The 13,028-nt window shown below is 41.9% G+C and carries 11 protein-coding genes; 5 read left to right on the forward strand and 6 right to left on the reverse strand.

What is annotated here, in order from left to right; genetic code table 11:
• Positions 1–348: 348 nt before the first annotated feature.
• A complete protein-coding gene (gene ppsA / locus RMY31_RS12155) occupies positions 349–2,844 on the reverse strand; it encodes a phosphoenolpyruvate synthase (RefSeq protein ID WP_322657993.1) in 2,496 nt (831 codons plus the stop codon).
• A gap of 816 nt (positions 2,845–3,660) precedes the next feature.
• Between ppsA and RMY31_RS12160 the strand changes: the two genes are divergently transcribed.
• The 5 genes from RMY31_RS12160 (at position 3,661) to RMY31_RS12180 (ending at position 7,084) form a co-directional block, all read left to right on the forward strand.
• Positions 3,661–3,855, forward strand: a complete 195-nt coding sequence (locus RMY31_RS12160; protein WP_409877850.1) for a hypothetical protein — start codon at positions 3,661–3,663, stop codon at positions 3,853–3,855.
• 180 nt (positions 3,856–4,035) lie between these two features.
• Positions 4,036–4,476 (forward strand): (2Fe-2S) ferredoxin domain-containing protein, encoded by a 441-nt coding sequence (locus RMY31_RS12165; RefSeq protein WP_322657994.1) that lies wholly within the window; start codon positions 4,036–4,038, stop codon positions 4,474–4,476.
• A 133-nt stretch (positions 4,477–4,609) separates the two neighbouring features.
• A complete protein-coding gene (locus RMY31_RS12170; RefSeq protein WP_322657995.1) occupies positions 4,610–4,948 on the forward strand; it encodes a hypothetical protein in 339 nt (112 codons plus the stop codon).
• A 459-nt stretch (positions 4,949–5,407) separates the two neighbouring features.
• Complete coding sequence (locus RMY31_RS12175) at positions 5,408–6,589, forward strand: AbrB family transcriptional regulator (RefSeq protein ID WP_322657996.1); 1,182 nt, start codon at positions 5,408–5,410, stop codon at positions 6,587–6,589.
• A gap of 183 nt (positions 6,590–6,772) precedes the next feature.
• On the forward strand, positions 6,773–7,084 hold the full coding sequence (locus RMY31_RS12180) for a threonine dehydratase (RefSeq protein ID WP_322657997.1): 312 nt from the start codon (positions 6,773–6,775) through the stop codon (positions 7,082–7,084).
• Positions 7,085–7,334: 250 nt separating this feature from the next.
• Here the strand turns inward: RMY31_RS12180 and RMY31_RS12185 are convergent, their stop codons facing one another.
• The 5 genes from RMY31_RS12185 to RMY31_RS12205 all read right to left on the reverse strand — a co-directional run bounded on the left by RMY31_RS12185 (position 7,335) and on the right by RMY31_RS12205 (position 12,149).
• A complete protein-coding gene (locus RMY31_RS12185) occupies positions 7,335–7,475 on the reverse strand; it encodes a hypothetical protein (RefSeq protein ID WP_322657998.1) in 141 nt (46 codons plus the stop codon).
• Between the two features lie 333 nt (positions 7,476–7,808).
• Positions 7,809–8,678, reverse strand: a complete 870-nt coding sequence (hpnK, locus tag RMY31_RS12190) for a hopanoid biosynthesis-associated protein HpnK (RefSeq protein ID WP_322657999.1) — start codon at positions 8,676–8,678, stop codon at positions 7,809–7,811.
• 120 nt (positions 8,679–8,798) lie between these two features.
• Positions 8,799–10,259, reverse strand: a complete 1,461-nt coding sequence (gene hpnJ, locus RMY31_RS12195) for a hopanoid biosynthesis associated radical SAM protein HpnJ (protein WP_322658000.1) — start codon at positions 10,257–10,259, stop codon at positions 8,799–8,801.
• 143 nt (positions 10,260–10,402) lie between these two features.
• A complete protein-coding gene (locus tag RMY31_RS12200) occupies positions 10,403–11,233 on the reverse strand; it encodes a phytoene/squalene synthase family protein (RefSeq protein ID WP_322658001.1) in 831 nt (276 codons plus the stop codon).
• Positions 11,234–11,966: 733 nt separating this feature from the next.
• On the reverse strand, positions 11,967–12,149 hold the full coding sequence (locus tag RMY31_RS12205) for a hypothetical protein (RefSeq protein ID WP_322658002.1): 183 nt from the start codon (positions 12,147–12,149) through the stop codon (positions 11,967–11,969).
• Positions 12,150–13,028: the final 879 nt, after the last annotated feature.

Genomic DNA, 13,028 nt, shown 5'->3' on the forward strand with positions numbered 1-13,028 from the left:
CTACGCTATCGCAAGACGCTCGAGGACTCGCGCTTCGCTGCGCTAACGACGGGAACCCTTACGGGTTCGGCGTTCCTCCACTTGGGGAAACCCCAAGATCGGACTGCCTCACCGCCAAGACTGCGCCCCCCTCACCGCTAACGCGTCTACAAGTTGGGAGACCCGCCCACAGGGGTGGTTCTCAAGTGGAGCAAGTGGCGTGAGACGCTTCACAAATGGGCATGGCTTCGCTTAGCGCAATGACATTGTGTAATTAATTATGTTTAGCTACTTATGCGAACGGTGAGGCATTAATCAGCAACGCCCAATGAACAATTAGAAAAAAGTGAGCTATCGACTTTACAAGATTTATGACTCACCGTTCTCAACTTTTGCTACTTCCAGCATCGTTTTTAAAACCGAATCTGGATTCAGACTAATAGAGTCTATTCCCTGTTCAACCAAGAACCGAGCAAATTCTGGGTAATCGCTGGGTGCTTGTCCACAAATGCCGATTTTGCGTTGGCATTTTTTCGCAGTCTGTATTACCATTTTCACCATTTGCTTGACAGCAGGACTGCGCTCATCAAACAATCTTGCTACCAATGCTGAATCCCTGTCTAAACCTAGTGTTAGCTGAGTTAAGTCATTGGAACCTATGGAGAAGCCGTCAAATACTTCAGCAAACTCTTCAGCCATAATTACATTACTTGGCAATTCGCACATCACATAAACTTGCAAGTCGTTAACACCTTGCTTTAAACCATTGTTTGCCATCTCTGCCAACACCAAACGCCCCTCATCAGGGGTGCGACAGAAAGGAATCATTGGAATGACATTAGTCAAACCCATTTCTTGCCGTACTCGCTTGATTGCATGACATTCTAGAGCAAAAGCTTCCCTGTAGCCTTCATCATAGTAACGTGCCGCCCCTCGCCAACCTAACATCGGGTTTTCTTCATTGGGTTCAAACTGTTCGCCACCTAATAAATTCGCATATTCATTACTTTTGAAATCAGACATTCGCACAATTACTGGTTTGGGATAAAAGGCCGCTGCAATTCTGCCGATGCCTTGGGCTAATTTATCCACAAAATATTGAGGTTTCTCGTTGTAAAGTGAGGTAATTTCGCTGATTTTGGCTTTGACAAATTCATCTTTTAACTTGTCGAAATAAATTAACGCCATGGGATGAATTTGGATTTGGTTAGCGATGATAAACTCTGTCCGCGCTAAACCTACCCCATCGTTAGGAATGGCAGATAAACTCAAAGCTTCTTGGGGATTTCCCACATTCATTAAAATTTGGGTGTGGGTGCGGGGCAAGTTCTCTAGGGGGACTTCTTGAACTTCAAAAGGTAATAACCCTGCATATACTTTTCCTTCTTCTCCTTCGGCACAAGAAATTGTGATCTCTTGACCAGTTTTCAAGACTTCTGTCGCATTACCGCATCCCACGATCGCAGGTACACCCAATTCTCGGGCAATAATTGCTGCGTGGCAGGTACGTCCACCAGAGTTGGTGATAATGGCACTGGCACGTTTCATAATCGGTTCCCAGTCCGGGTCAGTTCTCTCTGTCACTAACACTTCTCCAGGTTGGAACTGGTCGAGTTTATGTACATCTAAAATTAGATTTGCTTTCCCTTGACTAATCGCTTCCCCAATTGCACGTCCAGTAACAAGAGAGTGTGGAGTGTGGGGTGTGGGATGTGAGGAAGATTTTTCCCCAGTTCCCAGTCCCCAACCGCCATTCTCCAATACCAAGCGATAACTACGCAGTACGTTTCCCTTCTTCTGCGACTGGACGGTTTCGGGACGTGCTTGTACAACAAACAACTGGTTAGTAATTCCATCTTTTGCCCACTCAATGTCCATTGGGGTGTAAACACCGTGGACTTGGGAATAATGGTCTTCAATCAAACATGCCCAGTGTGCTAGTTGTAAAATTTCGGCATCATTAAGAGCGAATTTACCTTTATCTGCGGTTGATACAGATACATTTTTTGTAAATTTAGAACCGTCATCATAAATCATTTTCAGTTCTTTGCTGCCCAATTTTTTATCAATAATTGGGCGAAAACCTGCTTTTAAAGTTGGTTTAAAAACATAGTATTCATCTGGGTTGACAGACCCTTGAACAACGTTTTCTCCTAAACCGTAGGCAGCTGTAATCAGCGCAGCATCCTTAAAGCCAGTTTCCGTGTCAATGGAGAACATGACTCCAGAGGTTGCCAAGTCAGAGCGCACCATTTTTTGTACGCCAACGGCCAAGGCAATGTTAAAGTGATCGAATCCCTTGTTATGCCGATAAGAAATGGCGCGATCGGTAAATAGGGAAGCAAAGCATTTATGACAAGCTGCCAAAACTCCTTCAACACCAACAACGTTGAGGTAAGTTTCTTGCTGACCGGCAAAACTAGCATCGGGGAGGTCTTCGGCGGTGGCGCTAGAACGGACTGCTACATCTGTCTCTGTGTTGTATTTTTCACATAGACTTTCGTAAGCTGTGGCGATCGCTTGCCGCAATTCTACAGGAAATGGTGTGTGTATCAACAGCGATCGCGCCTTTTTCCCCCGTAGCCGTAAATTTTTGATATCTTCAACATCTAAATCAGAAAATAATTCCCGTAGCTTTTCTTCTAATCCAGCAGATTGAATGAAATAACGATAAGCATAAGCTGTAGTGGCAAATCCAGTAGGAACGTCAACGCCTTTGGGTGTCAGCTGTTGAATCATTTCCCCTAGTGATGCATTTTTGCCGCCAACTAAGGGTATATCAGCAATACCAACTTCATCAAACCAGAGAACCAGCGATCGCTCTTTGGCTGATGGAGATACTGTGTTTATAGCTACTGTATTCATTAGTATTACCTCTTTTAGTTTATGCTCGGTTTTTTAAGTGCGTAATCGCTAGTCTATAAAGGCAAAAAGCAGGAGGCAGAAAGAATATTGATGATAAAGTAACCTTTTTACCCTTTTTTTACTAGATAGTAATTTCCGTCACACTGCACTAGTATTATTTTTCCCTTTTTCAATTTTAGTTTTTCTACCAACTGTGTTGCAGGTTAGGGCAAACGCATCGAGTCTGATTTCACTGAAAGTGGCTATAAATGGACATATATGGTACGGGGAGCAAAGTAAAATGATTTGTAACTGTAGTTCAACTAATTAACATAACGTCATAAATTGTGACTTTTTAGAAAACTTTAAAAAAGAATTTGTAGACAAGCATGTCAAAAACGTATCCAAGTAGAACATAGATTCTAGCCTTTTTAAGGCTAGTACAATATGGCAGAAATAACTATCTAGTTAAGAGCGTTGTTTGGAAAATCGTAAAGTATACTAAAAACCCTTCTCCAAACCTCTTAACGCCAGTCGCTCATGGGGGAAATCATGCCACTTGTCTCAAGCCGGAAAACTGGCTCCCTGAAGCGAAGAGAGGCTTTGAAACCTCCATTCCATACAAGGCAATGGGGGCTAGGGGGGTTAGGTTTGGGAAGTTTTGGGTTTCTCAGATCGAGGAGCAGAAATTATAAGTAGCCGTCATGAACTGCTTACACCCCTTCGGGGTGACGCTCCTGCGTAGCTAACAGCAGTCCTCATGGAGAGCCAGTGCGTTGGGGAGACACTGCGTTGTGCGGGTTCTCCTCTACCTGGGGAGACCCCAAGACCCTTCGGGTGACGCTCGAATACTCGCGCTTCGCTGCGCTAACAGCACTTTGCTATCGACGAAAACCGCCTTCGCGCCAGCGTCTCCCCTTTGGGAGAAGACAGCAAGTGCTTCACCGGACTGCCTCACCGCGCTACCTCACCAAGACAGATGAAAAACTTTTCTTTCCTTCTGCTTTTTTTAAGCTAGTTGAACAAAATTAAATTCATTGGTGGGGTCAGGGAACACGGAACAGGGAACAAAAAAACATCTGTGTAATTAATTTTGTCTGAGTATTTATCAATTCTCCAAAATGTTGCTACAGATGCAAACCTTAAAACCCTGATTGAATTTAATTTTAGTAATTACGAATTACGAATTGGTATTAAGTAGAGAACTCATCGATGAAGAACCCGATCAAACGTATCAAGACACTGATACAACGCATCATCCAGCTATTCTCATCCAACTCTCAACAACTGGCAACACCTACTTCTCGCCCGTCCAGCGTTCCTATTCCAACTGTTTCTCCTCGGTGGGAGGCATCTGGTTTAGTACTTGTGTGTTCGCAGTGTGGAAAAGAGCAGCCAGCTAGCTCTCATCGAACTAGCAGAAGTTCAACAGCTTCAGAAGACTTACAGAATTGGCTGAAAACTCGTCTGAAATTTGAGGGATTATGGGGTGAATTTCGGGTTGTTAGTACTAGTTGTTTAGGAGTTTGTCCAAAAGCACGTGTTGTTGTAGTTCTCGATAGTAATGCAGGTGGTGGCAAGAGTCAGTGCTTAATTGTAAACCCACAAAGCGATCGCGAACTTCTCTACTCATACATCAAGCACAAAAAGTAATTTGCTGGTAATAAACCATATAGTTGCTTTAGACTGCTCACATCAGCAACTAATTCTACGCTAAACTAAAGATATTAGGATAATCTCTGGCAGTAAGTTCAATGGACTAGCAACTTTCACCACTCCATTGACAATGTCTCAAGAGCATAACGAATCACTCCAAATTCAGCAGCTAGCCAGCCTCAAACCAAAACACTTCGCCGATTTAATCAGAGCTGCACAAATAATGTTTGACCCTGCTGCGGGACTCTCAGGAAGACATATAGAAGTTGACTGGCAGGATTTCGGTATTCCCCATGAAGTGGCAGAAAATCTGAAATCACTTGGTCAGCAATATCGATATGCATCTCCTCACGTTCCCGGTGATATTATTTGGAGTCAATTGACTCCAGAAACTCGTATCTGGTTTCTCAATCATAAAGATGAATTATGGCAGTTTGAGGAGGCTTTTCCAGCACTAGACGAAGATTAAACTTTGTCTGTTGTTTGCAAACTCAAAAATTTGTCATAATTAGCTTATTTGTAGAGATAGGAGTGCAACAGTTGTTGTACTCCTGCTATTTATCTGCCCTTCGGGCAAGGCAGAGGACAGAGGGCAAAAGGCGAAGGGAAGAAAAAAGTTTTAAGGTCTGCCTATACCTTTTTGCCTTGGACAAACTGGGTTTAAGACCCCCACTAAATTGAAAATTTGGTGGTCTTCATTTAGGAGGGGTTTGAATCACCTTCTAAACTCCTTGTGCCTTCTGACGTGTACTTTTGCCTTTCTTCAATAACTGCAAAAGATCGTCGCTATGTAACACTTTGAATGGATGCTATATTTAAAATATTATTAAGAATTGTATCATGTTCTTGCCTTTGTGGATGGAAGAAGTAGCGAGTCCTAAGCGATCGCTTGAGTACATAGTTAAATTATTTTAAAAACCGCGTATCGATGAATCAAAGCATAAGCGTTGCTCCCATCCAAGAGGAACCCATTCATAACAATCGCGCTGTTGCTGAGCCATTTGTGAAGCAACTAAATGTTCTAGCGGTAGAAATGCTGCTAGCATTGCCTTTGGGTATAGCTTTGGCAAAGTTCCACATTGGCGGGATTGCCTGGATATTTGGTGGGATTGCTTCTGGTACAGTAGTTCTGCAAGTGTTTCGGCTTTTCTATCAATATTCTCCCAAACCAAACCGGACTGCTAGAAAAGTAGGAATGGCACTTGTTGGGCTAACTGTTGGCTTGTCAAATAGCAATAGCGACATAACAAGTCTTGCCTCTGGTATTCCTATATTTATTGTTCTTACTTTATTCCTGCTTTTATGTGGTAGCTGTATTGGCTACATTTACTCTCGCTTGAGTAAAACCAGCTTATTGACAGCAATGCTAGCTACAGTTCCTGGGGGTGTGGGAGTGATGGCAGCCATTGCCGCAGATTACAATAGAAATGTCACTTTAGTTGCATTAGTGCAAGCGATTCGCGTTACGTCTGTAGTTTTTCTGATTCCTTTCATTGCCAGGACAGCAGTTGGTAATTACTGTAATTCGCAAACACTACCTGTCATAGGTGCTTTGCTGAATTTGGAGCAATCTCAATTAGGATTACTCTTGTTAGCACTACTAGTTACCGCTTTAGGAGTTTATCTAGCCCTTTTATACAAAATTCCGGCTGGTGATTTTTTGGCAGCATTGTTGACCGGCATAACATTTAATTCTTTACTACATTGGCTACCTTTTATAGGTGATGTTCACTTTTTTCCACCGCCTTTAATCAATATACTGGGTCAAATGCTTTTGGGAATCACTATTGGTGAGTATTGGGGAGACAAACCTAATTTCGGGAAACGGACTGTAGTTTATGCCTTCATATCTGTAGCAATGACCCTAGTAGCTGGAGCTATTGCTGCCTTGCTAGCCATGCGATTAACTTCTTGGGACTGGTTGACTTGTCTACTAGTCACAGCACCAGGAGGATCGGCAGAAATAATCTTGGTTTCTTTGACATTGAATCATAATGCGGACATTGTTACGACTGGTCATTTAGTGCGGCTTATTGCAATTAATAGTTCCTTACCGCTTTGGGTATTTTTGTTTCGCCGTCTTGATAGTCAAGTATCAGAAACAACTTAGTGATTTATACTCTATTTCTTTGAGGGTAACTCAGACATGGCGATGAAGAAGACGCAAAGAGGGAGAATCTCTTCTGTTTGCACGCAACTTCTCTCCGTGTTCTGTTTCTTTGTGCCCCCTTGCCCTCCAATTACCTGCCTTTTAGGTCACAATAATAATAAGCAATCATAGTAAGGTGCTACTATGTTTCGTCTACCTCAAATTATTCAGAACTTATTCCTTCGTGTTGAAGGTTTTTTCTCTGTTGTTTTCAACATTTTTTGGCGTTTTACCAGAAATTTCTTTGGTTTTTTTGCTAATCTCTTTGGATTTAATAGCTCTGAATATTTCTTAGAATCTAATGAATCGCAAAGTGTCAAGCAAGCTTCGGCTAAACAGCAAATAGAAGCTAAGCAGGATGCCGCTCTTCCGGAAACTCCTGCCAACTCCCGCCGCCGTCCTAATACTAAAATGGACTACTACCTCAACATGGCTCGCGATCTGAAAAAGAAATAAGCAAAGCCATCAACAAGTATCGAATAACAGAGTATTTGTTATGCGACAATTACAGCGATCGCACATCTAATAAGTTGATACTAAGCTAGGGGGACAACTCCCTAGCTTAAATATTAAGCTAGCTGTCAGTCTCGAAACGTTGAATCTCTATTAAATAACCATTGGGATCGCGCTGCCTTTAACTTACTTAATTATGAGGATGGCTGGTGTAAGCAAAGAACAGTTGTTGACTTTGGTATTAAAAGTTAAGCTATAAAATTTCTGACTTGCTCAAAGTGCCATATTTATCAAGGTTGTAGTTAGGTGCGACAGCGAAACTTCCTTGGTCAGTTGAGGCTAATTGAATGTATGAGGCAGGGTTGTTAGCCAGTACTTGTAGAAATAAATACATTCAAAAGTTACTTAAACTCATTCCTCAGGTAGTTACGTATTTTTAACTATAAGAGTAAATTAAGAACTACCACCTCGATCGAGCTACTAACGGCAAAATGCCATGATAAGAAACAATTTTGAGGCTGCATATCCTGAAGCAGATAGAGTTTATTTACAGCAAGAAGCTGTTAAACGATACATATTACTTAAAAAGTTGAAACAGTCCGAACTTACTTTAGATGACAAACTCTTTATAAAAAACTTTCAATCTGCATTCTATTTTTAGGGTTCTGCGAAAATCGACTTATACATTTAAAAATACTAATTCTCAGATAAATTTTCATCCCTTAAATTATAAACGCGTAACTTTTAGAAAGTTAGTTAGTTCAAAGCCTTTGGCAGTCAACACTTGGCGCACTTGTTCGCTCAACAAGGCAGCGAGTTCTAGTTCACCCGTCCCTAATGGCCCATTTTGCGGTTCTCCGTCTTTAAGTACTGCGGGATGGGAGTAAATCTCAACCAAGTCAGCCTGAATCTGGGGTACGAGTCCGAGCAAATATTCCTCAGTCATAGAACCAGTTTGCAGCAAACCGTAGACTCGCTTAGCAAAGCCAATACCTTGAGATGTCAGCAAAACCTCACCATAACGGCGTAATCTACCAAACACCGCCGACCAAACTAGTTTAGTCAGCAATCGCCGACGATCGAGCTTTAAAGACATACCTAGTTCTTCAGATGGCAGACGGATGACTCGAATGTCAAACTCCTGCGCCAACTCAACTAGAATATGCAGTACCACAGGATGGACGTGTAGATGTAAATGTCCGTCTACATGGGAAAGGGTTAATCCAGATTCACAGAATTTTTCTAACTGGGCGCGAATCTCCTGCTGTAGTTCCTCACGGGCAGCGGCATGGAATTGGTAACGCAACCCAGCTTGGAAGGGGCTGTCTGAGAAGTTCCCCATTGAGTCAACCAAATGGGGAATCTGGGAGGGTGGCAAAATAGCCCGACCGCATACCAACACCAAGTGTAGACCAACTGCCAAATTAGGGTGAGTACGTGCTAGAGCGATCGCTTCCTCAACTGCATCACCAGTTACCATCAAGCTGGTACTAGTCAGCACACCTTGCTCGTGTGACTTGATAATCGCTTGATTAACGCCATTAGAAAAGCCAAAATCATCACCATTGATAATGACGAAACGAGGGGAATGGGGCATGGGAGTATGGGGCAGAGGGACGAGGGAGGCAAGGGGAGATGAGGGGGATGATGGAACACGGGGGCACAGAGAAATTATTTAAGAATTCTCTCCTCTGCTCCCCCTGCCTTCTGACTTCTATTAAATGACTGCTGTTTGATTAGATTGTGCATTGGCAACAGCTTGGGCGCGGCGTTCTTTTAGGTAAGAGAAGAACTCACCACCTTCGCGCAGACGACGTACTAACATTTGTCGGTCAGTCAACATCTCCCTGACAATTGGCAGAATCGCTTTCGGGCGGAAGTAGAATTGACGGTACATACGCTCAACAGCATCTTCAATTTCTGCACTGGAAAGATTGGGATATTGCAGTGTTGAGGTTTGAATACCAGAGTTAGCCACAAGAGATTGGTTTGTAAACCAGCCGTTGACCTTAGCTTGTTCATAGAGTTCCGTACCCGGATAAGGCGCAGCAATGGAGACTTGAATTGTATGCGGACTGAGTTCGCAGGCAAAACGGATGGTTTCTTCTACTGTTTCTGGGGTTTCAATTGGCAGACCAATAATAAAAGTACCGTGGACTGTAATGCCAAGTTTGTGGCAATTTTTCATAAATTCCCTTGCTACTTCTAGCTTGATACCTTTTTTAATGCCATTCAGAATTTCTTGGTTACCAGATTCAAAACCGACTAGCAGCAACCGCAGACCATTGTCGCGCAGTTTTTTGAGGGTATCGTAGTCTAAATTGGCGCGGGCATTGCAACTCCAGGTGAGCTTGAGTCGCTTCATATGTTCGCTGATAGCGATCGCTCGATGCTTATCAATGGTAAAAGTATCATCATCAAACATATATTCCCGTACCTTATCGCCGAAGATGGCTTTGGCTTCTTCCATCTCGCGTCCCACAGCTTCGGGGCTTTTATGACGGTAGAGGTGACCACCAATTGTCTGCGGCCAGAGGCAGAAAGTGCATTTTGCCGGACAACCACGCCCGGTATAAAAGGAAATATAGGGATGCAGCAGGTAGCCAATGAAATATTTTTTAATGTCTAAGTCTCGCCCATAAATTGGTAAGACACTAGGCATAGCATCCCAGTCATGAATCAATGGGCGCTCTTCATTGTGGCGTATATTAGAGTTCCGATCTCGGTAGCTCAAACCCTTGATTTCTTCCCAAGATTTGCCCTCGGCTAGTTCCTGACAGGTATAGTCAAATTCGTTACGACATACAAAGTCGATAACTGGGTTATCTCGTAGCGTTTCCTCTGGTAAGACAGCTACGTGCGCCCCGACAAAGCCTATTTGTGCGTCCGAATTTTGAGCTTTTATCGCTTCAGCACACTTGACATCATTAGCCAGTGAAGGTGTGCTGGTGTGCATAACAATCAGTTCGTAATTTTTAGCAATTTTCAGCACATCTTCCAAAGTCTGACCGTGTGGCGGAGCATCCACAAGCTTGCTGTCTGGCACAAGTGCAGCAGGTTGCGCCAACCAAGTAGGATACCAAAAAGAAGTAATTTCGCGCTTGGCTTGGTATCGCGAACCAGCACCACCATCAAACCCATCGAAGGAAGGAGGATTGAGGAACAGGGTTTTCTTCACTGAAGATCTCTCCTACTTGCATGTTTTTATTTAAACTACAGCAATATTGGCAATTAGGGATTATGAATTGGGGAAAGCGAAAAAAGGAAAGCACCATTGCTTTGACCTTTAATCAATTCCCTATCTTCTTACTCCCCAGTCTGTTAGCCGACTTTCATGTTTACACTGATAAATTGCTCAATAAGTGCAATAACTTCATTGCGGGTGAGTTTTTCTCGACCATTAGCTAGAGCGTCAAGAGTACCATGAGCTAAAGTTAAAGGAATTTGGCAAAAGTCTAAAGCAGGGCCTGGCGGTAGAGATTTGGTATAGGCATCTGCTAGCACTAGATTGCGACGAGCATAGTCATGTAGATTTGTTGTACTCCAACCATCAGGAAAGAAGTTTACTCCCCGTCTTTTATCTTCTTGATGATTACGCAGGATATTAACTGCTTGTAGTCCGCGACCGAACCCAATTGCTTGAGTGCGGTTCGTTTGCGTTCCGTCGTACCAAGTCCATAAATCTGAGAGTAACAAACCAACTGCACCTGCAACTCCAAAGGTATAACGATCCAAATCAGATTCTGTATAAATTTCCCAATTTCTTTCTGCCCAGTAAGCCATCCGGTCTGCCATCGCGGCGGTAGCATCCCAAATTCGCGGTGCGATCGTTTCAGGTGCTAGTAGCGACCATTCTCTCACCCTGACAGTGACTTCTTCTAAGGAATTCTCATATTCGCTAAACCCTACAGAAAAAGCATCAACCGCAAAACCATCAACACCTGCTTGTAATGTCGAGCTAATTATTCGCAAGAGTTTGGTCTTAGTAAAATTATCCAGTTCTGGATGATCTTCAATTTCATCAATGGCACGCATACACAAGTATGCTGATGCTACTGCTTCTTGCAGTCCTGGCGGCAATATACTAATTGGAATATAAAAAGTTCGGCTAGTTTCTTTGAGGATTTGCAATGCATCGCTACGTAAATCCATGTCTTCACTCCCCTCTTGTTTCGACACCACATGCAGTTAGCAGTTTTCTGATGATACTGGATCTAGTTGTTACTGAACTTGAAAAAGTTGAGATGTGATAGTATTTCATCTAAAATTTGATACTTTTCGGTATCAAAATTAACGAAATGTACAAAATTTATCAAAGTAAATCCTAGTATATAAGACTTTGGTTGCACGAACTGGTGTATGCAAGTTGATATGGCCAAGGGGAATTTTTGGTGTAAATATAAATAAGTATGCTAAAATTTAAAGCATTAAAAACCAAAAGCTTTTCAGTAATAATAATCTAATATTTATACGACCAAAGCTACCGCAATGCCTTTATATGAAGAGTAAGTTCAAACTAGTGTATCTTTTAGAACAATTATGAAAGCCCCAAGAAAGTATACTAGTATCTGTACAGGTCTGTAGATAGTGGGTTAGTATTTTCTCGGTAAATAGAGCAAAGTTGAGTTGATATTTACGACTACAAATACTGGTTTGGAAAAGCTATCAATGCGGAGATTCATGAATGAATATTTTCTATAAATTCACTTTCTAAAAATTAAAAAAATTGAGCAATATCTACTTAAAAAAATACTTTTGAAGATCTAATTTTAACTCTTTCAGGTATTACGTCTTTATCGTATTGAATAAAAAGGAACTGCATATTGGGAACTAGGGAGATTGATTTGTAGCTGTAATGCATGTGAATTGGCATTATATATTTTTTTCAACTTTTAATCTCCAGTCGCCAGTAATTAATTACCGTAGACATCAGCCCAAGTATTTTTTTACCCAAAATCATATCCGTCAGAGGTCTGCCTGCGATCGCAGCGTGGGTAATTCCTAATCTTGAATCACCTGTAATGAGATTGAAGAGCGTGGGAAACAAGATAGCTGTTGAGTCGTACAAAGCTATAAGCGATATTTTCTCGAAGTGCAATGCTTCTATAATATCAATCGCTTTCGCATGACTTTCTGCAATAACTTTTGCACGCTCTTAACCTCTAATCAATACTATAATATTCATATTTTTCTACTAAAAAAATATTTTAAATTCCCTCACTTCCTACTTTTCCCACTTTTCTTACTTTTCCTACTTTTCCTACTTTTAAAATGGATACTCTTAAGTAGCTTTATTCTTCCCAAAGACGCATTGCATTATGAAAAAAGAAATTGTAACTTAAAAATAACGACATTGAAAAATATTCAAAAACATCATTTTGGAGCATAAAAAAATGCTGTTATTAGTACACAGTTAAACCAAAGTTTGTGTTTATTTGAAGAAATTAACAGAAATTCCAAGAAGCGTAGTTTCCTGTAGTCTAGAAATTAGTGTAGTTTTCCTTATTTAATGACTAGCGTTTACCTCAGGGGTTCTCGCAGAGTAACAGTACTGCGTAATGTAATCCTTCGCTGAAAGTGTTCCCGCAAAGTAGATTAGGGTTTGTCGTCAGATATAGCTGACGGGCAATGCAGCCAATTATACAAACTAGTTTGGTGCGTCTCACCTAATGCGATCGCGAAAAAACCTGCTAACTACTGCTTTAATTAATTGCCAGCAATTACATGATGCAATTATCTTTAGTTCCCACAATTCGATACCATCCTATTCGTATGCACCAAAGCAAGTGTAGTACCCCTTTTTATGGGCAGGGCTGTTTCATTCCACAAGGGCAAGAAGTTTGTCAATATCATGAGAGAGAAATCTAGTCGCAGTTGTGATGGAAGTATGACCATTTCGGCGGAGGATGTTGAGAGCGATCGCTCGCACAACAGAGAGATTGGCTGG

This window comes from Dendronalium sp. ChiSLP03b, assembly GCF_034531165.2.
GTDB classification, from domain to species: Bacteria; Cyanobacteriota; Cyanobacteriia; order Cyanobacteriales; family Nostocaceae; genus Dendronalium; species Dendronalium minutum.

Bases quoted from the DNA above. Each gene is read 5' to 3' on its own strand.
- ppsA (WP_322657993.1), bottom strand. From the start codon at position 2,844: ATGAATACAGTAGCTATAAACACAGTATCTCCATCAGCCAAAGAGCGA.
- RMY31_RS12185 (WP_322657998.1), bottom strand. From the start codon at position 7,475: ATGTATTTATTTCTACAAGTACTGGCTAACAACCCTGCCTCATACATT.
- RMY31_RS12170 (WP_322657995.1), top strand. From the start codon at position 4,610: ATGTCTCAAGAGCATAACGAATCACTCCAAATTCAGCAGCTAGCCAGC.
- hpnK (WP_322657999.1), bottom strand. From the start codon at position 8,678: ATGCCCCATTCCCCTCGTTTCGTCATTATCAATGGTGATGATTTTGGC.
- RMY31_RS12165 (WP_322657994.1), top strand. From the start codon at position 4,036: ATGAAGAACCCGATCAAACGTATCAAGACACTGATACAACGCATCATC.
- RMY31_RS12200 (WP_322658001.1), bottom strand. From the start codon at position 11,233: ATGGATTTACGTAGCGATGCATTGCAAATCCTCAAAGAAACTAGCCGA.
- RMY31_RS12175 (WP_322657996.1), top strand. From the start codon at position 5,408: ATGAATCAAAGCATAAGCGTTGCTCCCATCCAAGAGGAACCCATTCAT.
- RMY31_RS12180 (WP_322657997.1), top strand. From the start codon at position 6,773: ATGTTTCGTCTACCTCAAATTATTCAGAACTTATTCCTTCGTGTTGAA.